Origin of the sequence: Acetobacter oryzifermentans (assembly GCF_001628715.1) — a bacterium.
In the GTDB taxonomy this organism is placed as follows: Bacteria; Pseudomonadota; Alphaproteobacteria; order Acetobacterales; family Acetobacteraceae; genus Acetobacter; species Acetobacter oryzifermentans.
The window spans coordinates 2655950-2677500 of record NZ_CP011120.1 but is presented as its reverse complement, the minus strand read 5'-3'; the positions used below and the strand labels follow the sequence as shown (position 1 = coordinate 2677500).

Here is a 21551-nt window from a genome sequence, read left to right as displayed (position 1 = left end):
GAAGGTTAAGAGGAGGTGTGAGAGCGCTGAATTGAAGCCCCGGTAAACGGCGGCCGTAACTATAACGGTCCTAAGGTAGCGAAATTCCTTGTCGGGTAAGTTCCGACCTGCACGAATGGCGTAACGACTTCCCCGCTGTCTCCAGCATCGGCTCAGCGAAATTGAATTCCCCGTGAAGATGCGGGGTATCCGCGGTCAGACGGAAAGACCCTATGAACCTTTACTGCAGCTTTACAGTGGCATCAGAGACATTCTGTGTAGGATAGGTGGGAGGCTTTGAAGCAGGGGCGCCAGTTCCTGTGGAGCCATCCTTGAAATACCACCCTGAATTTTTCTGATGTCTAACCGTGGTCAGTTAGCCTGATCCGGGACCCTGTATGGTGGGCAGTTTGACTGGGGCGGTCGCCTCCCAAAGTGTAACGGAGGCGCGCGATGGTGGGCTCAGGCCGGTCGGAAACCGGCTGTTGAGTGCAATGGCATAAGCCCGCCTGACTGCGAGAGTGACAGCTCGAGCAGAGACGAAAGTCGGCCATAGTGATCCGGTGGTCCCGCGTGGAAGGGCCATCGCTCAACGGATAAAAGGTACTCTAGGGATAACAGGCTGATCTCCCCCAAGAGTCCACATCGACGGGGAGGTTTGGCACCTCGATGTCGGCTCATCACATCCTGGGGCTGGAGCAGGTCCCAAGGGTTCGGCTGTTCGCCGATTAAAGTGGTACGTGAGCTGGGTTTAGAACGTCGTGAGACAGTTCGGTCCCTATCTGCCGTGGATGTTGGAGACTTGAGAGGATTTGTCCCTAGTACGAGAGGACCGGGATGAACATACCTCTGGTGCACCGGTTGTCGCGCCAGCGGCACCGCCGGGTAGCTAAGTATGGAAGGGATAACCGCTGAAAGCATCTAAGCGGGAAACCCACCTCAAAACTAGGTCTCCCTGAGGGTCGTGGTAGACCACCACGTTAATAGGCCAGGTGTGAAAGCGTGGTAACACGTGCAGCTAACTGGTCCTAATCACCCAATAGGCTCACTCTCTTACTGTCCCCTTAAAAGGACAGCCCGTGCACAGAAATCATCCATATATACGCCTACTTCTTCTACCAACCGTCTTCCACACACCCTTACAGGGTGGACTGGATGACCTGGTGGCCATGGCGGGGAGAGATCCACCCGATCCCATCCCGAACTCGGCCGTGAAAACCCCCAGCGCCTATGATACTGTGGCTTAAGCCACGGGAAAGTCGGTCGCCGCCAGGTCTTCCAATCCACCCTTCCAAAACTTACTACCCCTACAAATTTCAACACAATCACAACCGCGGGGTGGAGCAGCCCGGTAGCTCGTCAGGCTCATAACCTGAAGGTCATAGGTTCAAATCCTATCCCCGCAACCAAAATTACTAAATAAAATCAATGACTTCAAAGGCGGCGCAAGCCGCCTTTTGGCGTTCCAACACACCAACTTGCAATGCAAGCCCAGCTAGATCCCTAGGCTTGGCGGGGTGCTGCATATATGACCCGCCTCAACAGGCGTCTAAATCACTAGAAAAATACATAATGGTGTCCGCGGCGGGATTCGAACCCACGGCCCCAGGATTCATACCACTTCAGTTTTCACTGCCGTTGCATGATACCATGCAACGTTCGTGGTCTGGACTGTCCCTTTGCCATAAACCTAAAAATTCAGGTTCTTAGGCACTGCCCGTCCAGTCTCTACACCTTCCTTGTTCTGTATTAAAGTACAAGGCTTGGCTCGGGATTGGCACAATCTGTTTTCCAGATTAAGCGTTCCCCGACTTTGAGCAGATTCACTATAATGTTTCCAATTATAGTGCCCAATTAAATAGGAATCCTGTGCTCTATCCTGCTGAGCTACGCGGACACACGCTTTTCGTATACTGAAAGAGGTTGATACGAACAAGTGATAAAACGAACAGGTCTACCGTCTCGCCTGCATGGCTGCCCGTGCAGTTAAAGTGGAAACGTACCGTCGGCACAGCAGCGCATCGGGGCTGCCTGTTTGTTTGCAGGCATATTCCAGTGCCTGTGTTTCTTCCACAGCTTTGGTAAGAGCCGGGAGAGACCACAACTCTAATGCTTTGTTAAAACTTGCTGTGCGTTTAAAAAAAACCGGGGGACGTAGCGCTTTAACCGCATCACTCCGACTAACCCCTGCGGCCATAGCTGCTCTTACACGGCGGAGCCTATGCAGATGCCCTAGAAAAGATCTCGCAATGGCAATGGGGCTTGTATCTTCAGCTAATGCTCTTTCTAGGGCCGTATCTGCGGCAATACGATTGCCTTCTGTGGCAGCAAAGGCAGCATCTTCCAAGGAAACGCTACCGGCATCTCCTATGCTTGCTCGAACATCATCTAGCGTCAGGCTGCCAGAATCACCGGCATACAAGCACAATTTTTCTATTTCACTACGCGCTGCGGCACGGTCTGCACCAAGCCGACTAGTCAGCCAATGCAAGGCATCAGAATCAATGCGTACCTTATGTTCTGCCAGCATGCGCGTAATGGAGGATTCGAGATTGCGACCTTCTTCAGGATAACAGCCAATACTGGCGCAGTTGGCGTGTTTTTCCAGAAAGTTACGTAGCTTGGAGCGCGATGAAAGGCCCGGAGCTTCTAGGATAATAAGAGTATCGCTGCTTTGAGCCAGAAAGGCTTCTAATGGTTTGAGTACGGTGTCGGATGCATCACGCACACGCACCACGCGGCGCCCACCCATAAGAGAAAGTGCCGTAGCCTCTTCCATCAGTTTGTCATGCGTTTCACGATCAAGCACTGCAACCCGGAATGGATCATCTGCTGATCCAGCTATTTTGATAACAGCGTCCTGAGCGCGTTCTTTAATAAGCCCTGTATCTTCACCATGTAGAAGAAGAATACGCCATGCTCCAGGATCAGCCAGAACGCGGGATAGGTTGCGGGCGTCTATCTTCATGAAATAAAAGTCGCCTTAATACTGGCTCGGCCCACCACGCCCAGTAGCCATATCTGGAATTGCATCAGCACCTTCCTGTTCCATAGGCACTTCTTTGTCTGATTCTGGCATGGCGGTAGGAATAGGATAAAAGGCTTTCGGCCCTTGATCCCGCGAGACTGCCGGAGCGGCCTGAGTGCGGAACCACGTAGAAACCTGTTGGGTAATTTGTTCACCAAGGGTTTGGGCTACGCGCCCCATAGCTGTTTCGTTGTTCAATGTCTGGGCGAAATACTGTTCGTAAGTGTTGGTGTAACCATCCATTGTGGTGGTATCACCCTGCGCCAGCAGCGTGGGGTTTTGCGCTACGGTAAGTAATTGCCAGTGGGCATGCCCTGTAATGCGGGTGCGCCCAGATGTGTTGTCTGAGTGAATGTCGATCGCTTCTGCATTGAAGGATGGCATCACAATAAGTGTGTATTTATGGGGGTCTTCTGGCCCATCCGCAGACATTTGCTGCTGCAAGGCCAGCCGCAACTGCTGGCCAGTGCGTTCTGGTATGTTGGCAACGTAAATGTCTTTGAGTTCTGTATTCACATCTACGTTGTTCTTCCCGCTTTCTCCATACAGAGGCTGAAAGCCACAACCGCTCAGCACAACTGGCAACGCAACCAGAGGCGTGATTGCCAGAGCAAGACGCGCGGAACGTAGGAAAAAGCGGGAATGAACCATCAGCCTGCCGTTACAAAGTTAACAATACGGTTGGGAACATGAACGCGTTTAACAATGCGTTTGCCTTCCAGAAGTCGTGCCACGTTAGGCTCGGCTTCTGCGCGGGCAACAACATCTGCGGCGTCTTCATCCGGTTGCGCTTCAATCGTGCCGCGCAGTTTACCCATAATCTGCACAGCAATGGTAATATGCGTTGCTGTAAGCAGATCTGGTTCAGCTTCTGGCCAAGATTGCTGTGCAGCCAAACCAGCAGACGGCATAATCAGAGCAAACATTTCTTCAGCCAGATGCGGCATCATGGGGGCGCAAAGGAGGCACAGTGTCTGTGCAGCTTCACGGCGTGCAAATGCCATGCCGGAAACAGTTGCAGACTTTTCAGCTTCTGCCAGAGCAGATGTCAGTTCATGAATACGCGCCACAGCCACGTTAATGGCAAAACCTTCCAGAGCTTCCGTTACGGCAGCAATGGTGCGGTGTGTGGTGCGGCGTAGCGTATCCGCCTGACGATCGATGTCTGTTGGGCATTCTGTTGTGGCAGGAATATTCTGTGCAACTGTGCGAATGGTGCGGAACAAGCGCTGGTTAAAGCGGGCCGCACCGGCCACACCGGCTTCTGTCCATTCCATGTCTCGTTCAGGCGGGCTGTCAGACAGCACAAACCAGCGGGCGGTATCGGCGCCAAAGCGTTCAATAATTGCAACAGGCGCAACCGTATTCCGCTTGGATTTGGACATTTTTTCCACACGACCAACGGTTACGGGTTCGGTGGTGCCGCGTTTCACACAGCCTTGGGCTGTGCGTTCTACTTCTTCTGGGTACAGCCAGTTGCCTGATGAATCCTTATAGCTTTCATGGCTTACCATGCCTTGCGTGAACAATCCGGCAAAGGGTTCATCCACATCCAGGTGGCCTGTGCGGTGCATGGCACGGGTAAAGAAGCGCGCATACAGCAAATGCAAAATGGCGTGTTCAATCCCGCCGATATACTGATCAACAGGCAGCCAGCCATCGGCCGCAGCTCTTACCGTTGGGGTGGGCGCGTGCGGTGCTGTAAAACGGGCAAAATACCACGAGCTATCTACAAACGTATCAAACGTGTCTGTTTCGCGGGTGGCTGGTTTGCCGCATTTCGGGCAGGTGGTGTGCTTCCATGTGGGGTGATGGTCCAACGGGTTGCCGGGTTTGTCGAAAGAGACATCATCCGGCAGCTCCACAGGAAGTTGCTCATCAGGCACGGCAACCGGGCCGCACTCTGCACAGTGAATAATGGGGATAGGGCAGCCCCAATAACGCTGGCGGGAAATGCCCCAATCACGCAGGCGCCAATTCACCACACCTTGCCCGATGCCCAGCCCTTCTAGCCGAGAAATGGCTTCTTTCCGAGCTTCTGCGGTGGAAAGACCATCCAGAAACCCGGAGTTGATCATGGTGCCATCGCCTGTATAGGCCGTGGTGGTGATGGCAAAATCTGCCTGATCTTTACCAGCAGGCAAAACAACAGGTGTGACAGGCAGATTATATTTATGCGCGAAGTCCAGATCGCGCTGGTCACCAGCCGGGCAGCCAAACAGCGCGCCTGTGCCGTAATCCATCAGCACAAAATTGGCGATCCAGACCGGGAAGCTTTTATCCATAAACGGATGGTTGACGCGTAAGCCTGTATCGAATCCGCGTTTTTCAGCAGTTTCCACGGCTTCTACTGATGTGCCAAGCCGGCGGCATTCCGCCACAAACTCTGCGGCCTGTGGGTTCTGTTCGGCTGCCCAGGCCGCCAGAGGATGATCCGGGGCGATGGCCAGAAAGGACATGCCAAAAAGCGTGTCTGGCCGGGTGGTGAACACTTCTACAGCGTTCAGATTTTCATCAAGCCCAGCCGGGGGTTGATGCAGGGAGAAACGCAGCTTTGCCCCTTCAGACCGGCCAATCCAGCGTTCCTGCATAATGCGCACGCGTTCTGGCCAGCGATCTAGCGTTTTTAAACCGTTCAGCAGATCTTCGGCAAAATCTGTGATTTTCAGGAACCATTGTGAAAGCTGCTTTTTTTCAATGGGGGCACCAGAACGCCAGCCCTTACCATCTACAACTTGTTCATTTGCCAGAACGGTTTGATCGATCGGGTCCCAGTTGACCCAGCTTTCGCGCCGTTCAACTAGGCCGCCTTTTAGAAAGTCTAAAAAGAGCTTCTGCTGTTTGCCGTAATAGTTCGGCAGGCAGGTTGCAATTTCTCTATCCCAGTTCAGAGAAAAGCCTAGACGCTGCAATGTGCCACGCATGGTGGCAATATTGTTCAGAGTCCATTCTTTGGGGTGTACGCCACGTTCGCGCGCTGCGTTTTCTGCAGGTAGGCCAAATGCATCCCACCCCATAGGGTGCAGCACAGAAAAACCACGTGCCCGCTTATAGCGGGCAATCACGTCCCCCAGTGCATAATTGCGCACATGGCCCATATGTAGCTGCCCAGACGGGTAGGGGAACATTTCCAACACATAGTATTTGGGTTTGTTCGCTGGGGGGACGTCCGGAACGGTGAAAATATCGGCATCTGCCCAGGCTTTCTGCCATTTGGGTTCAACCGTATTGAAATCATAGGGCGTGGGCGTGCTGGAAGACTGGGACATGAATATTCTGTGTCTGAGACCTGATGAAAGGAAATGTGGAAAAAGGCGCTGGGATAAAATTAGCTATCCCGGTTGCCATTATCGGCCCGCAGCTTACGTGCGCGGGAGAGAATGCGTGCTGCAATATCAGATGCAGTATTGGGAGCAGGCGGTGTGTCCACCCATTCTTCCCCTTGCTTGATCTGGCGGAACACGCTCAGACGCAGGGCATCGGAACGCAGGCGTTTGTCCAGAATAAAGGCAGTTACCTTAAAGCGCTCATCATGGGCAGCAGGCGGGGTGTACCAGTCTGTCAGGATAATACCGCCTTCTGCATCTGCGGTAGAAACCGGCAGGAAAGAGAGGGTATCAAGGGTTGCGCGCCACAGATAGGCGTTTACACCCCCTTTAAGTTCCGCATCACCACCAGATGCTCCGCGATCTTCGGCCAGCAGATGGTTGCGCGGTGCTGTCAGACCATTGTCTGATCTGTCACCAGAAGAGCACGCAGCTAACAGGCCAATACCCGCACATGCGGTAAGCAGGGTGCTGGTACGGCGGAACCCGGCAGGCACATGGCTGGCGGCGGGACGGCAGGGCATGAGACGACGAAGCATGGTGTCGGTACGGCTCCTTCAGCGCTGGGTATCCGTGTTTCCCGGTCGCCTTTGCAAATGTTCAGGTCTGGCTTCGGGGTTAAGAGAGTATTCTGCTTATCTCATATCCTTTCAGTTCTGTCCCGCCAAGCATTTGCTGGGGAGAGATGTTCAACCGCATACTGAAAACACGGGCAAGGCAGGAAAAATCATGCCTTACATACGAACACGCTATTGATGCTGAAGGGATAAAAGAGAGCTCAGCGTGTCACGGCAACACAGTTTAATCCCTGCTGTTTCAAGGACATGCAGATTGTGTCTGTCTGTGCGGATGGTAGGCCCGCCAAGCGTGAACGCCACACAGATTGCCCGCTGCTTTTAAGGGCAATCCGGTCTATGCGATCTTCCGCACCGGCCAGAGCAGGGGTGGATTGATGTGCCATCTGAATGGCGTGCTGTGCTCTTTCCTGCGAGGAAAAGGCGCCAATTTGGATAATAGCGCCGCCAGAAGGTGTATTTTGCTGCCATACCATTGCTGACCCAGAAACTGGCACAGTATTTGCGGCCTGATAAGTTGGCGGTGTGTCTGTTACTGGCTGGGTATCAGCAGAAGATGATACCGGAATAGCACTGGTATCGGGGGCGGAAGGCGCTGGTGGTTGTATGTCATCGGTAATAGGTGGCGCGATCCCCGGTGAAGCAATGCTGGCAACTTGTTGAGCGGGTGCAACCGTTACAGCCGGGGTGGCTGTTGGGGTTTGCGTGTCTGCAATGGCAATCGCGCTAGCTGGCGTAATGGCGCTTGGTACCGGATCATTCAGGTGCGGAGAAACAGACGCCAGATAAGTTTTGGCATATGAGGGCAGGGCCGTGTGGCGTGAGCGGTGGTTTTCCATGCATTGTGGCCCGCAGCTATATGCGGCCAGAAAATCAGGAGAACCAAATCTGTCATACAGTTGGCGGATGTAACCACTGCCCGCCATAATGTTGTCGTGCGGATTATAGGGGTCAGAGCCAAGCTGGTACCGCTTGGCCAGTTCGCGGTAAGTGTCTGGCTTAATCTGCATCAGCCCGACGGCACCGTGCACAGAACGTGTCAGATGGCCATGCATATATTGGTGACCACCAGATTCCTGCTGCATCACGGCCCGGATCCATGCCTGAGGAATGGAAAAGCGGGTGGAGGCTTCCTGAATATAAGGCCCCCATTTATCTACGGCGGGGCCGGGTGGATTATAACTGGAGCGCGGCTGGTTCGCACAGCCTGCCAGCATGGCAAGGCTGGCAAAAGCCATTAAAAACCGTTTTTGCTGACGCAATAAGACAGGCAAAGAGCAACCCATACGCAAAGACATGGCGCTTATGGTGCGCTGTGCGCCTGTGTGATGCAATCCTGATTTTATGCGAATAATGGAGAACTGGTATTTTACGGCGTTTTATGTGTTTGTGCCGCCACTTTACGGACCAAATCCGGGTTGGTTCGGCGGATCTGTCCTGCCCGTAAAACGCTTGCAGTGGAATAAGCTGGAGAAGCCACCCATTCTTGCAGAAACTGCAAGTCGGACAGGCTATCCCGTGTTTTATGCCCTGCGGGAATGTTTGTGTTCTGGTGTGTCATGTTTGGTGTCGTGTTAGGTTTACGCAACATGGCGCAGATCCTGTGCTTATCCTGTATTTATTGTTTGATTGTCAGACAAAGGCCTGAAAGAGGTTTTGGCCTTGCCCAGCTTTTGAAAAACAGGGCTTTGTAAGGCAATAAGATTATGTCAATTTCAAGAACAGAAGCGTAAAATAACTTTTTTATTATAATATACTTGGGCAGATTTTTCTTTGTGTTACAGGCGTTTTTTGTTCTGACTTTTCAAAATATCTGCTCCCAAAGTTTCCAGGGCCTGCCGTAAAGGGCCTTCTTCCAGTTCAGGAAGTGTGCAGGTTATTGCAGATTTTTGGGGTTTTCGGCGTTGTGGACGGGAGCGGATGCCCGCGGCTGGGTCTTGCACAAAGCGCAAGCGGTTTACCAAAGGTTCTCCACACCATGTGTTGATGCGTGCAATCAACGTATCTCCCAAATGCTGAAGCTCCATGGCAACGGGGCCAGCGCACGCAATGGTTAAAGTGCCAGCAGAAAGGCGGCGCGGGCTTGTAACCGCTGCATGTGCCGGGCCCACAACATCTGGCCACTGGCTCATCAACATAGCGCCTGTGGGAGAGCGACGGCGAAAAGCCGGTGCCGTTACAGCTGGTAGAAGTGCTGCAAGGCTGCGTAGGTTTCTGGCGCGCGGCGGAGGTGCTGCTTCTGGTTTTTGAGGGGTACGGCGTGTGCTGCGGCTTTTAGGTGTTACAGCCTTGCCGCCGTTGGCTTCCTTCTTCATAACTGCCTCCGTGACACATCCATCAGCCCACGCATTGCTTCATTGGTATGATCGACACCGCCGCACTTTGCCATGGCGTGTTGTAGGCCAATCTCATCCAGATCCGTATCGGGTATGGCTGAGCGAGATCATGCTACAGCAGACCACTGTTAAAGCGGTTGCTCCATATTATCTACGCTTTACAGAAAAGTTTCCGACAGTGCAGGCCTTGGCAAGTGCTGATAGGGAAGATGTTTTGGCGGCGTGGGCCGGGCTGGGTTATTATTCCCGCGCTCGTAATCTGCATGCTTGTGCGCAGGCCGTGGTGGCTCTGGGTGGGTTTCCGCAAGATGTTCAGGGTTTACGTGCCCTGCCAGGCATAGGCCCATATACAGCGGCTGCGGTGGCGGCCATTGCTTTTGGTGTGCCTGTGGTGCCTGTGGATGGCAATGTGGAGCGCGTAACCGCACGCTTATTTGCCATTACGGACCCCTTGCCGCCAGCCCGTAAAAAATTGGCACAACTGGCCATAACGTTAAATGCGGACCGTGAAGCGCAGGAGCGGCCATCCGACTTTGCTCAGGCTTTGTTTGATTTAGGTTCTTCTCTTTGCTCCCCGCGGGCACCGGCCTGTGGGTTGTGTCCATGGCAAGGCGAATGTGCGGCCCATAAACAGGGTATTGCAGCCGAATTGCCACGTAAGCTGCCTAAGGCAGAGCGCCCTGTACGTTTTGGCGCAGCTTTTCTTGCGCGAGATGCCGCAGGGCAAATTCTGCTGCGTAAACGAGCAGAGAAGGGGCTTTTGGCAGCCATGACAGAACTGCCCGGCACCGAATGGCGATTAAAAAACTGGAACGAAACAGAGATTCTGCAAGCAGCTCCATTTACGGCGGACTGGACGTTAGCAGGTCGTGTTAAGCATGTGTTTACACATTTTACCTTATATCTGGATGTGTATGTGGCCCAGATAAAACACTTTTCCAATCAGGCTGTGAGTGATGGTTTTTTAGTGCCCATGGAATGTGTGAAAGATACAGCGTTACCTTCTATTATGCAGAAGTGCTTTGAAAAAGGTTTGAGCTGTTTGAAAGAAAAGAAGCTATAAGTATGGTTTTTCATCATATCCCGCCTCAGCCACAGCATGCACAGGCCGCTCCGCGCGTTGGTATTCTTCTGGTTAATCTGGGTACGCCGGATGATACAGGATATCGGGCCGTGCGCCGTTATCTTTCCGAGTTTCTATCCGATCGTCGGGTGATAGAAGGGCCTCCAGCGCTTTGGCAACCTATCTTGCAGGGGGTGGTACTTACAACGCGCCCACGTAGGAGCGGGAAGGCCTATGCGCGCATATGGAACACGCATAAAAATGAAAGCCCTTTACGCACTTATACGCGCCATCAGGCTGAAGCGCTGAACGAGCGGTTTGCGGCACAAAACGTGCCTGTTGCGTGGGGGATGCGTTATGGTGCGCCTTCCATTGCGGAAGCGGTGCAGGAATTGCTTGAAAAAGGGTGTGACCGCATTTTGTGCATGCCGCTTTATCCGCAGTACAGTGCCACAACAACAGCAACTGCCAATGATCAGGTGTTTCGTGCGCTTATGCGTTTGCGTAACCAGCCTGCCATACGCACCCTTCCATCATTTCCAGATCAGCCAGCTTTTATTAAAGCCATTGCAGATTCTGTCCGTTTGGCAGAGGCAGAAGCCGATATTCCTTTTCAGATGGTTGTGGCGTCCTTTCATGGTTTGCCAGAAGAATATGTGCGCAAGGGGGATTCTTATCGGGCTGAATGTGAAAGAACTGTTGCAGCCTTACGCAAGGCTTTGGGGCGAGATGAAACCACCCTGCCCATGACATTTCAATCCCGATTTGGCCCAACCAAATGGCTGGAGCCTTATACGGCACCATTTATTGCTGGTTTGCCGGAAAAAGGCATTACCAGCATTGCTGTGGTAACGCCCTGTTTTATGGCGGATTGCTTGGAAACATTGGATGAAATCGGCAACGAAGTGCACGAAGAATTCATACAAGCTGGTGGTCAGGAGTTTACGCTGGTGCCGTGCCTGAATGATACGCCCGCCAGCATAGATTTGCTGGAGGATTTAGCGCGTCAGGAACTTGCTGGCTGGCTCTGAGGGTTTTACCAGCGCGTTAGCGAGGAGCGGATCAGGGCTTTTTTATCCGGCTAAGGGTTTGGGTGCTTTTACGCGAGGTGCTGGTGTTTTATCTGGAAACAGGCATGGAGTTTTAGCATTGCAGCGCCAGCATTCAGGTTTTCTGGCTTTGCAAACGTATCTTCCCTGAAGAATCATCCAGTGGTGAGAAGGCTGGATCATTTCCAGTGGAATGCGGGTTTCCAGAGCTTTTTCTACAGCTTCCACAGTTTTGCCTCGTCCCAGTCCAGATCTGTTGGCCAAACGGAAAACATGCGTATCCACTGGTACGGTAGGTTTATGGAACGCAACATTTAGCACAACGTTTGCTGTTTTGCGGCCTACACCAGCCAGCTTTTCCAACTCATCCCGCGTACCGGGCACTTCCCCTTGATGATCTGCTACCAGTTGGCGGGAAAGTTCGACAACATTTTTGGCCTTGTTACGCCATAGCCCAATGGTGCGAATAAGTTTACCAACTTCTTCTTCCCCCAATTCCACCATGGCGGCTGGACTAGGAGCGGCCTTAAACAAAGCGGGTGTCACGCGGTTGACGGAGGCATCTGTTGCCTGAGCCGAAAGCACTACGGCTACCAGAAGCGTAAAAGGTGTGGTGTAAAGCAGTTCCGTTTTAGCATCTGGCCATGCTTGGGAAAGATCTTTCAGAAAACTGTATATTTCCTGAGGTGTCATATCCCGTGGGGCAATAGCAGCAGGTCCACTGCTTTGATTTGCCGGAGCCTGTTTTTTGGCTGTTGTGCGTTTTTGCACACGCGGTTTATCAGTCGGTTTGCCTGAATTTACGGGTGCTGAAGTGGTGGGTTTTTTAACCATAAGGCCAGTGTAACGCGTCTGCCCGTCTGGCGTCCATGCTGATGCGTATTCCGGATTTGCAGGGCTTTATGTCTCAGGATACACAGCGCATCGGTTCTGTTTTTCAGGTTTTTATCATGTCACAAACTTCAGAAAGTCATGTCAAATCCGGACGTAAGGCATCGCTTTTTGTAGATGTGCTGAAGTTTGTGGTGCGGCGCTGGGTGGCTTTTCCGTTGCCCTTAACCATAACAGCCGGAAGTATTCTGGCAGCTACAGTGGCCGATGTGCTTATGCCTCTGGCTGCGGGACGTTTGGTGACGGATGTTTCCGCTCCGGCTGCGCAGGCAGGCAAAGTGCATGATGCCCTATGGATGCTTGCCGCTATGGCGGCATGTGGGTTTGGGAATGTGTTGTTAAAGCGATATGCTTATTTGGGCATTACGCACCTAACCACTCAGGTCATGCAGAAAATAGGTTCAGAAGCTTTTGCGCATGTACAAAAGCTTTCCGCAGAATGGCATGCCAATACGTTTGCCGGTTCCACGGTTCGGCGTTTAACGCGGGGTATGTGGGCTGTGGATATGCTGGATGATACACTGCTTTTAATGCTGATACCCGAAGCATGCCTGCTGGTGCTTACAACCTTGGTGTTGGGGTGGCATTGGCCCTTTATGGGGGTTATTCTGGGTGTGCTTTCTGTTTTGTTTGTTGCGCTTTCCTGCACCTTAACCCTGCGTTATGTGGCGCCATCTGCGCGGGTTGCCAATGCGTGGGATAGCCGCATGGGGGCTGCTCTGGCAGATGCCATCACCTGCAATGCAGTTGTTAAAACTTTTGGCGCAGAAAAGCGCGAAGAAAGCCGCCTACAAACACTTATTTCGCAATGGCGAAAAGCCACTATTTATACTTGGTCCAGAGGGACAGATAGCGCCAATATTCAGGCCGCAGTTGTTATGTGTATGCGGCTTGTTCTGGCAGGCGCAGCTGTTTGGTTGTGGTGGCAGGGGCGTGCTGGCCCAGGTGATGTTGCCTATGTGCTGACCATGACATTTTTGGTGCAAGGCTACCTACGCGATATTGGGCAACAGGTTTCTGTGGTGCAGAGATCTGTCAATGAAATGGAAGAATTGCTCGCGTTGTGGCGTACGCCTGCGGCGGTGGCAGATCCCGCTTATCCGCTACCCTTGTTGGTGAGTGCGGGGGAAATCTGCTTTGAACATGTCTCATTCCAATATCCGGGGCAGGAGCGGGCACTTTTTGCGGATGTTTCCGTTACAATTGCTGCTGGTAGTCGGGTTGGATTGGTAGGGCCTTCTGGATCGGGAAAATCAAGTTTCATTAAATTGTTACAGCGTTTTTATGTGCCACAGTCAGGCAGAATTTTAATTGATGGCATAGATATTGCGCGTGTGCGCCAGTCTGATTTGCGGGAAAAAATTGCTTTAGTGCCGCAGGAAGCTGTGTTGTTTCATCGGAGTTTGGCGGAAAATATTGCTTATGGTCGGCCAGATGCCACACCAGAGCAAATCACGCAGGCTGCTCAATTAGCCAATGCCGCTGGTTTTATTGATAGGCTGCCAGAAGGATATCAAACGCTGGTGGGTGAGCGTGGCGTAAAGCTTTCAGGAGGAGAGCGCCAGCGCATTGCTATTGCCCGTGCCTTTTTGGCGGATGCCCCCATACTGGTGTTGGATGAAGCAACCGCCAGTTTGGATTCCGAATCGGAAGCGCTGGTGCAGGAAGCCATGGAACGCCTGATGAAAGGCCGCACCGTGTTGGTTGTGGCACACCGCCTTGCCACCGTTGTGGGGCTGGACCGGATTCTGGTTTTTGAGCACGGACAAATTGTAGAAGATGGCGCGCATGCTACGCTGATTCAGCAAAAAAATGGGCTGTATCGTCGCTTGTATGATTTGCAGTCCCTTTAAAAAGGGTAGTAGGGCAAAAAAGCCTGAAAATATGCAGATAAGGAGTTTATCGAGATTTCTATCTCTGGCGGAGGGGAAGGGATTCGAACCCTCGATACGACTTGACATCGTATAACGGTTTAGCAAACCGCCGCCTTCAGCCACTCGGCCACCCCTCCGCCGAAGAGTGCGAACATACACGACGTTTGCACCGCTGCTTTTAGGGGGTTCAACGCGTTCCGTCAAACCCCCTGAAAACTTATTTTTTCAAATTGTAGATTTTAGCCGTCTAACTGGGCTTTTAAGGCCGAATTGACCAAGGCAGGGTTCGCCTTACCTTTGGTTTCCTTCATGACCTGCCCCACAAAGAATCCAAACAGCTTGTCTTTGCCGCCACGGTATTCAGCCACCTTATCTGCATGCTTTTCCAAAATGGCAGCAATGGCGGAATCAATAACTCCTGTGTCGGTCACCTGCCGCAGGCCTTTGCGTTCCACAATGGCATCCGGGCTATCACCCGTTTCCACCATGTCTTCAAACACTTCCTTGGCAATCTTACCGTTAATGGTGCCATCCGCAATCAGATCAAGCATTTTGCCCAAGGAAGCTGCGCTAACCGGGCTGGTTTCAATGGTGTTGCTGGTGCGGTTAAGAGCCGCAAACAGATCACCAATCACCCAGCTTGCCGCCAGCTTGCCATCGCGCCCTTTGGCCACGGTTTCGTAAAAATCAGCTACGGCCTGTTCTGCAACCAGCACGCCAGCATCGTAAGACGGAATGCCGTAGTCTTTCTGGAAGCGGGCACGCTTTGCGTCTGGCAGTTCCGGTAGCTTAGATTTCAGATCATCCACCCATGCCTGTTCCACTACCAATGGCAGCAGGTCGGGATCTGGGAAGTAGCGGTAATCATGCGCATCTTCCTTGGAGCGCATGGTGCGGGTTTCACCCCGGCCCGGATCAAACAGGCGTGTTTCCTGATCAACTTCTCCGCCGTTTTCCCAGATTTCAATCTGGCGGGTGGCTTCCACCTCAATGGCCTGCATGACAAAGCGGATGGAGTTGACGTTTTTGATCTCGCAACGGGTGCGGAAAGGCTCGCCCGCTTTGCGCACGGAAACGTTTACGTCTGCACGCATGGAGCCTTCTTCCATGTTGCCATCGCACGTGCCCAGATAGCGTAGAATCTGGCGTAGCTTACGCAGGTAAGCCCCGGCCTCTTCTGGTTCGCGAATATCAGGTTCGCTCACAATTTCCATCAGGGCTACGCCTGCACGGTTCAGATCCACAAAGGATTTTGAGGGGTCCTGATCATGCAGCAGTTTGCCAGCGTCTTGTTCCAGATGCAGGCGGGTAATGCCAATCTGGCGTGTTTCACCGCTCTGAAGTTCAATTTCGATAGAACCCGTGCCAATAATCGGGTGCTCGAACTGGCTGATCTGGTAACCCTGTGGCAGGTCGGCGTAAAAATAGTTTTTACGGTCGAACCGGCTGAACAGGTTGATCTGGGCATTCAGCCCTAACCCGGTGCGGATGGCCTGCGCCACGCATTCCTTGTTGATAACAGGCAACATGCCGGGAAAGGCTGCGTCAACCAAGCTAACCTGAGTGTTCGGGTCTCCCCCAAATTTTGTAGAAGCACCAGAAAACAGCTTGGACTGGCTGATAACCTGTGCGTGCACTTCTAGCCCAACCACAATTTCCCACGGGCCGGTTTTACCTTCAATTACGTAGCTCATGCGCCTGCTCCCGCATGTACGGACGGAAGGTGCGTAAAGCCCGCCGCCGCTTCCAACGCGCCGCCAATAGACAGCACGGTTTCTTCATCAAAATGTTTACCAATCACCTGCAACCCTAGCGGCAGACCATTGCCATTAAGCCCCACCGGAACAGAAAGGGCAGGCACACCGGCCATGCTGGCGGGTACGGTAAAGATGTCGTTCAGATACATCTGCACCGGGTCATCCATGTTTTCACCCTGCGCAAAGGCAGCGGATGGCGCGGTAGGGGTAAGCAGCACATCTACGTTTTCAAACGCCTGTTCAAAATCGCGCTTGATAAGGGTGCGCACTTTCTGGGCTTTCAGATAGTAGGCATCGTAATAGCCAGCAGAAAGCACATAGGTGCCCATCAGGATACGGCTGCGCACTTCTGCCCCAAACCCTGCGGCGCGTGTGGCCTCATATACACCATCCAGTGTGGGGGCATCCTTACGAATGCCAAAGCGGATGCCATCATAACGCGCCAAGTTGGAGGAACATTCAGCCGGGGCAATAATGTAATATGTGGTCAGGCCGTATTTGGTGTGCGGAAGAGAAACGTCCACAATCTCGCAGCCTGCTTCTTTTAACCACGCAATGCCCTTTTCCCACATGGCCACAACTTCTGCAGGCAGGTTGGGAGAACGATATTCTGTGGGAATACCCACGCGCATGCCTTTTACGCTTTTGCCAACAGCTTTGCTAAATGCGGGTACAGGGCGGTTGGAGCAGGTGCTGTCTTTTTCATCAAAGCCAGCCATGGCTTCCAGCATCAGCCCGGCATCTGCCACGCTGCGTGTCATAGGGCCAGCCTGATCAAGCGAGCTTGCAAAGGCAATGGTGCCCCAGCGGCTGCAACGGCCATAGGTGGGTTTAAGCCCCACAATACCACAATAAGCAGCAGGCTGACGGATGGAGCCACCTGTATCCGTGCCTGTAGCAGCAAGGCCCAACCCAGCAGCAACAGCAGCGGAAGACCCACCGGAAGAGCCGCCCGGTACAAGTATAGCGGAGGGATCATCCTTGCGCTTCCACGGGCTTGCCACTGGCCCGAAAGCCGAGGTGATGTTGGCAGACCCCATGGCAAATTCATCAAGATTGGTTTTGCCGAGAAAGACCGCGCCAGCTTTTAGTAGGTTGGCCGTAACTGTGCTTTCATAAGGCGGCACAAAGTTTTCCAGCATTTTGCTGGCAGCCGTGGTGCGCACACCTCTGGTGCAGAACAGATCTTTTACACCAATGGGCAGGCCATCCATAAGCCCGGCAGTGCCTGCGGCATAGCGGGCATCTGCCGCATCTGCCGCAGCCAATACGGTTTCTTCAGGCAGCACGGTAATATAGGCGTTGAGCACCGGGTTGAGGCGGGCAATGGCGTCTAGTTGGGCTTTGGCCAGCTCCTGTGCAGAAAATTTGCGGGCGGCAAGCCCTTCACGCGCTTGGGTGAGCGTCAGTCCGGTTAGCATTATTCCACCACCTTGGGTACTGTATAGAAGGGGCCAGATGTTTCTGGCGCGCAGGCCAGCAGGGCATCACGGTAGTTGCCGTCTGTTACCTTATCTTCGCGCTGGCGCAGGGTTTCTGTTTCTGTCCCCACCATGGGGGGAACGCCTTCCACATCCACTTCGGCAAGCTGGTCAATCCAGCCCAGAATACCGTTCAGCTTCTGGCGTGCGGCTTCAAGCTCATGCTCTTCCAGCCCGATACGGGCCAGTTTGGCAATGCGGCGGGTGGTCGCAAGGTCTAGCGACATGAAAGCGGACCCCTCTTTTCTTGATCTCAATAGGAAGAAAGCACCTAGCATAATCGCGCGAAAGGCAACATACCGTCCGTATGACACTGCTTAGCCTGACAGACCTTGTTGCAACCCTGCCCAGACACGCACGCCTGCTAGGGATAGACCCCGGCAAAAAGCAGGTGGGGTTAGCGCTTTCCGATGTTTCCCGCATGGTGGCCTCACCATTTCAAACAGTAAAGCGCGGAAAATTAGGGCAAATGGCCAGCTTTATTCGTGACCTTGCTAAAGAACACGAAATTGGCGGCATGGTTGTGGGAATTCCCCTTTCTTTGGATGGATCCTTTGGGCCAGCCGCACAGGCCAGCCGAGATTGGGCGCTTGCGCTTTCGGAGCAGACAGGTTTGCCCGTGTGCCAGTGGGATGAGCGTCTTTCCTCATCTGCAGTGAATCGTATGCTTATTGATGAAGCCGATCTTTCCCGTGCGCGGCGGGCAGAAATGGTGGATCGGCTGGCTGCGGCATATATCTTGCAGGCTGCGCTGGATTCTTTGCCGCGTTAAAGCGTGTTGGGCGCTGCTGCCACGGATGTGGCGTACATTTGCCATAAAGCCTTTGAATACTTACCTTTAATGATAAGGTTTTCACTTAAGAGGATGTATTTCGTGTCTAATTATTCTTTTCGGACGGCCGCTACAACTCTGCTGGGTGCTGCCATGTTTGCTCTGAGCCTGCCTTGCGCTCACGCTGAAGAAGGTGTGCTGGGTCGTGCGTGGGATAACACCCGCGAAGGGACCGAGCATGCTTGGAACAAGACCAAGGAAGGTACGAACAAGGCTTGGGACAAGACAAGCAACGGCACAGAAAAAGTGTGGGACAAAACCAAGGACGGTTCCCGCAAAGCTTGGGACAAGACCTCCGAGGGCAGTGAAAAGGCATGGGATAAGACCAAAGAAGGCACCCATAACGCGTGGGATAAAACCCGCGAAGGAACCGAAAAAACTTGGGACAAGACCAAGGAAGGTTCTCATAAAGTTTGGAACAAGACGAGCGAAGGCACTGACAAGGTTTGGGATAAAACCAAGGATGGTTCTCGCAAAGCTTGGGACAAAACAAGTGAGGGGACAGAGCGCGCTTGGAACAAAACCAAGGAAGGCACAGATAACGCTGTGCACGATGTTGGCCGGTGGGGCCAGAAGACGTTCTCTGACGATAAAAAATAACGCTGCATAACGGCACAGAAAAGCCCGCGCTACCTTTGATGGTAGGCGGGTTTTTTGTTATTTTTGATGGAAACAGAAGGGCTTAATGTTTGATATGTGATGCTTTACGCATTTTTAAATTGAGTAAAGCTTGAAGTGATTTGCGAAAAGATTTTTGTATTTGCAGCCAATATGCACCAAATGCTGTCATTCTGGCCTCCTGTTTTTCTTAGTCATTATTTCTAAGAATAAGCAGGAATGATGGCCTGACTATGACATTACATTTAGGGTGACTCCTTATGAATGCTATAAATTGGTAACAGAACAAAAAAGGCGGCCCGGGAAGGGCCGCCTTTTTGCTTGAAATACTGCAACAAAATGTAGATCAGGCTTTTGCTTCTTCCAGTAGAATTTGTTCGATAATATCCAGACCCTCATCAACCAGTTCATCAGATGCGGTCAGCGGTGTCAGAATACGGATTGTTGCGCCCTGCACACCACATGCCAGCAAAATCAGACCTTTTTCACAGGCGCGGGCACACAGTTTGGAACCAAAGCCCTTGCGCTGTTCCACACCCGCATGGCGTTCCAGAATATCAAAAGCAACCATTGCGCCCAGCCCACGCGGCATGCTGATAGGCAGCATATCTGTGCGCTTATGCCAGCTTGCAATACGGGCCTTCAGGCGTTCACCCATGTTATTGGCACGGTCAAGCAGCTTTTCTTCCTCAATAATGTCCAGCACGGCCAAACCTGCTGCACAACCCAGAGGGGCACCTGCATATGTGCCGCCCAAACCACCTGGAGGAACAGAATCCATCAGTTCTGCACGGCCAATCACACCGGAAAGCGGAAAACCACCTGCCAGAGATTTAGCAATGCACACCAGATCTGGTTCTACGCCGGAATGTTCAATTCCAAACAGCTTGCCAGTACGGGCAAAACCACTCTGCACTTCGTCGGCAATCAGTTTGATGCCGTGCTGGTCACAAATAGCGCGGAGCTGCTTGAGCAGTGCTGTAGGGGCAACCCGGAAGCCACCTTCCCCCTGCACGGGCTCAATAATAATAGCAGCTACATTGTTGGGGGAGATATCAGCCGCAAATAGGAAGTTCAGCATTTTCAAGCTGTCTTCCACCGTGATGTCATGATTATCGGGGAAGGGGATGTGGTACACTTCACCGGGTAGCGTGCCAAAAGGTGCTTTGTAAGGCAGTACTTTACCCGTAAGCGCAGAAGCTAACAGTGTGCGGCCATGGAAGCCACCGCAGAACGCAATGACACCGTTACGGCCTGTTGCAGCGCGAGCAATTTTTACGGCGTTTTCTGTTGCTTCTCCACCCGTGGTGAAGAAAATGGTTTTAGCATCGCCAGAAAACGGGGCGCGGGCGTTCAGCTTTTCGGCCAGCTCAATATAGGGCTCGTAAGCAGAAACCTGAAAAGCTGTGTGGGTAAAGCGATCTAGCTGCTTTTTAACAGCATCCATCACTTTTGGGTGGCGGTGGCCAACGTTCAGAACGGCAATGCCGCCTGCAAAATCAACATAGCGTTTGCCTTCCACATCCCATAGTTCAGCATTTTCTGCGCGATCTGCAAAAACGGGGGTGGAGGTGGCAACACCGCGTGGCACAGCATGGGTGCGGCGGTTCAGAAGGTCTTTATTCGTGGCCATTAATACGGGCTCCCGGGAACTATGTTGCGGGCAAAGTTATTTCTGTTCCGTAAAATGTTTCACACAGAAGGGGGAGGAGATTTTTTGTTGCCTCTGCGGTGATAAAAGGTCACCACTCTTTCAGAGCATATATACCGTTCCGCACAATGCTTAGCTGCCATTAGGGCAGAGAGGAGGTGTTCTGCGTTTCCAGTTCCACCTGTTCCAAAAGCCAGTTTCGGAATGTGATGAGGGATTTTTTCTCCCACGTGGCTGTGGACGCGCGCAGAAGATAAGCCCCCAAAGCTACTTCTCGCAGTGGGGTTTGCGTTGGTTGCACCCGCACCAGATGGCCTGTTTCAAGATCATTCCCCAGCAGGAAAATATTGCCCAAAGCAATTCCTTCTCCCGCGCGGGCAGCAGCCAGTGTGATGTGGGCCTGCCAAAGGCGCGTTGCGGCAGGCAGTTTTGTGCAGGCAACATTCTGCGCATGAAACCAAAGTTTCCATTCGGCTTCATCTTCTTCTTGCAACAAGGGTGCGCGGAGTAAATCTGCTGTTGTGCGGGGCTGTCCTCCCAGTTCTGTCAGGCAGAGGGGGGCAGCTACCGGAAAAACATCAGGCCGGGCAATAATCATGCTGCGTGTGTTGCGGGGTTCTGCTAACGGCGCATCATCTCGCACATAGCCGATATGAGCATGATTATCTGTTTCCACGCCGGTAACATGGAACGCCGTGTTGGCATCTACCGGGCGCAGCATAATTTCTAGTTGAGGATGTGCGCGCCGAAAAGTGGAAAGCCGTGGTAGCAGCCAATGGTAAGCAAAACCATGCGCACAGGTAATGGTAAGGGGCGGCGTATGGTTACGAATATCTGCCGTAGCTGTGGCCAGTTCTTCTAATAGTGGGGTTATGCGGGAATAATAGGTGTGGCCTGCTAATGTAAGGGTGCCTGTTTCCTTATCCCGCAAAGGGGTGCCCAGAATATTTTCCAGATCTCGAATATGGCGGCTGATGGCTGCGTGATCCACACGCAGCTCTGCTGCGGCGCGTCTAATTCCGCCTGTGCGTGCAAACGCCGTAAAGGCGTTGAGCATGGCAAGAGGTGGAATGCGGTATCGTTGGTCCATA

18 protein-coding genes, 2 tRNA genes and 2 rRNA genes (1 of these 22 cut by a window edge) are annotated in these 21551 nt (G+C 52.7%); 8 read left to right on the top strand and 14 right to left on the bottom strand.

What is annotated here, in order from left to right; all coding sequences use genetic code 11:
- The 3 genes from WG31_RS12645 to WG31_RS12635 form a co-directional block, all read left to right on the top strand.
- Positions 1 to 1032 (top strand): 23S ribosomal RNA (locus tag WG31_RS12645); it begins 1711 nt to the left of the window's first position.
- Between the two features lie 106 nt (positions 1033 to 1138).
- Positions 1139 to 1254, top strand: a 5S ribosomal RNA gene (gene rrf, locus WG31_RS12640).
- A gap of 57 nt (positions 1255 to 1311) precedes the next feature.
- Positions 1312 to 1388 (top strand) — tRNA-Met (locus tag WG31_RS12635).
- A gap of 545 nt (positions 1389 to 1933) precedes the next feature.
- Here WG31_RS12635 and holA read toward each other — a convergent pair.
- The 7 genes from holA to WG31_RS12600 form a co-directional block, all read right to left on the bottom strand.
- Positions 1934 to 2947 carry a DNA polymerase III subunit delta gene (gene holA, locus WG31_RS12630; protein ID WP_063354742.1) on the bottom strand — a complete coding sequence of 338 codons (1014 nt, stop codon included), beginning with the start codon at positions 2945 to 2947 and terminating at the stop codon, positions 1934 to 1936.
- A 15-nt stretch (positions 2948 to 2962) separates the two neighbouring features.
- On the bottom strand, positions 2963 to 3658 hold the full coding sequence (locus tag WG31_RS12625) for an LPS assembly lipoprotein LptE (RefSeq protein WP_035351832.1): 696 nt from the start codon (positions 3656 to 3658) through the stop codon (positions 2963 to 2965).
- Positions 3658 to 6276 (bottom strand): leucine--tRNA ligase, encoded by a 2619-nt coding sequence (gene leuS, locus WG31_RS12620; RefSeq protein WP_063354741.1) that lies wholly within the window; start codon positions 6274 to 6276, stop codon positions 3658 to 3660. Before leuS ends, WG31_RS12625 begins: the two co-directional genes overlap by 1 nt.
- 59 nt (positions 6277 to 6335) lie before the next feature.
- The gene (locus WG31_RS12615) at positions 6336 to 6872 is read right to left on the bottom strand and encodes a DUF3576 domain-containing protein (protein WP_006115443.1); all 537 of its coding nucleotides are present in this window, start codon (positions 6870 to 6872) and stop codon (positions 6336 to 6338) included.
- A gap of 239 nt (positions 6873 to 7111) precedes the next feature.
- A complete protein-coding gene (locus WG31_RS12610) occupies positions 7112 to 8206 on the bottom strand; it encodes a transglycosylase SLT domain-containing protein (protein WP_063354987.1) in 1095 nt (364 codons plus the stop codon).
- 71 nt (positions 8207 to 8277) lie between these two features.
- On the bottom strand, positions 8278 to 8499 hold the full coding sequence (locus tag WG31_RS12605; RefSeq protein WP_006115441.1) for a hypothetical protein: 222 nt from the start codon (positions 8497 to 8499) through the stop codon (positions 8278 to 8280).
- Positions 8500 to 8686: 187 nt separating this feature from the next.
- Complete coding sequence (locus WG31_RS12600; RefSeq protein ID WP_063354740.1) at positions 8687 to 9223, bottom strand: DUF721 domain-containing protein; 537 nt, start codon at positions 9221 to 9223, stop codon at positions 8687 to 8689.
- Positions 9224 to 9233: 10 nt separating this feature from the next.
- Here WG31_RS12600 and mutY point away from each other — a divergent pair, with 10 nt between their 5' ends.
- Both mutY and hemH read left to right on the top strand, forming a co-directional pair.
- Positions 9234 to 10307, top strand: a complete 1074-nt coding sequence (gene mutY, locus WG31_RS12595) for an A/G-specific adenine glycosylase (RefSeq protein WP_063354986.1) — start codon at positions 9234 to 9236, stop codon at positions 10305 to 10307.
- Between the two features lie 2 nt (positions 10308 to 10309).
- A complete protein-coding gene (hemH, locus tag WG31_RS12590; RefSeq protein WP_063354739.1) occupies positions 10310 to 11338 on the top strand; it encodes a ferrochelatase in 1029 nt (342 codons plus the stop codon).
- A gap of 42 nt (positions 11339 to 11380) precedes the next feature.
- On the opposite strand, the gene nth is transcribed toward hemH, so the two are convergent.
- Complete coding sequence (gene nth, locus WG31_RS12585) at positions 11381 to 12190, bottom strand: endonuclease III (protein ID WP_063354738.1); 810 nt, start codon at positions 12188 to 12190, stop codon at positions 11381 to 11383.
- 116 nt (positions 12191 to 12306) lie between these two features.
- Here nth and WG31_RS12580 point away from each other — a divergent pair, with 116 nt between their 5' ends.
- Positions 12307 to 14100: an ABC transporter ATP-binding protein gene (locus tag WG31_RS12580; RefSeq protein ID WP_063354985.1), complete on the top strand. Its 1794-nt coding sequence runs from the start codon at positions 12307 to 12309 to the stop codon at positions 14098 to 14100.
- A 65-nt stretch (positions 14101 to 14165) separates the two neighbouring features.
- On the opposite strand, the gene WG31_RS12575 is transcribed toward WG31_RS12580, so the two are convergent.
- The 4 genes from WG31_RS12575 to gatC form a co-directional block, all read right to left on the bottom strand.
- Positions 14166 to 14258 (bottom strand) — tRNA-Ser (locus WG31_RS12575).
- 102 nt (positions 14259 to 14360) lie between these two features.
- Positions 14361 to 15815, bottom strand: a complete 1455-nt coding sequence (gatB, locus tag WG31_RS12570) for an Asp-tRNA(Asn)/Glu-tRNA(Gln) amidotransferase subunit GatB (protein ID WP_063354737.1) — start codon at positions 15813 to 15815, stop codon at positions 14361 to 14363.
- Positions 15812 to 17299 carry an Asp-tRNA(Asn)/Glu-tRNA(Gln) amidotransferase subunit GatA gene (gene gatA, locus WG31_RS12565; RefSeq protein WP_063354736.1) on the bottom strand — a complete coding sequence of 496 codons (1488 nt, stop codon included), beginning with the start codon at positions 17297 to 17299 and terminating at the stop codon, positions 15812 to 15814. Before gatA ends, gatB begins: the two co-directional genes overlap by 4 nt.
- On the bottom strand, positions 17299 to 17586 hold the full coding sequence (gene gatC / locus WG31_RS12560) for an Asp-tRNA(Asn)/Glu-tRNA(Gln) amidotransferase subunit GatC (protein ID WP_035351843.1): 288 nt from the start codon (positions 17584 to 17586) through the stop codon (positions 17299 to 17301). Before gatC ends, gatA begins: the two co-directional genes overlap by 1 nt.
- 80 nt (positions 17587 to 17666) lie before the next feature.
- Between gatC and ruvX the strand changes: the two genes are divergently transcribed.
- Both ruvX and WG31_RS12550 read left to right on the top strand, forming a co-directional pair.
- A complete protein-coding gene (gene ruvX / locus WG31_RS12555; protein WP_003626252.1) occupies positions 17667 to 18131 on the top strand; it encodes a Holliday junction resolvase RuvX in 465 nt (154 codons plus the stop codon).
- Between the two features lie 3 nt (positions 18132 to 18134).
- On the top strand, positions 18135 to 18791 hold the full coding sequence (locus tag WG31_RS12550; protein WP_063354735.1) for an endoglucanase: 657 nt from the start codon (positions 18135 to 18137) through the stop codon (positions 18789 to 18791).
- Between the two features lie 364 nt (positions 18792 to 19155).
- On the opposite strand, the gene gabT is transcribed toward WG31_RS12550, so the two are convergent.
- Entirely contained in the window at positions 19156 to 20442 is a 1287-nt protein-coding gene (gene gabT / locus WG31_RS12545) for a 4-aminobutyrate--2-oxoglutarate transaminase (RefSeq protein ID WP_063354734.1), read from the bottom strand.
- Between the two features lie 160 nt (positions 20443 to 20602).
- The gene (locus WG31_RS12540) at positions 20603 to 21550 is read right to left on the bottom strand and encodes a LysR substrate-binding domain-containing protein (protein ID WP_063354984.1); all 948 of its coding nucleotides are present in this window, start codon (positions 21548 to 21550) and stop codon (positions 20603 to 20605) included.
- Position 21551: the final 1 nt, after the last annotated feature.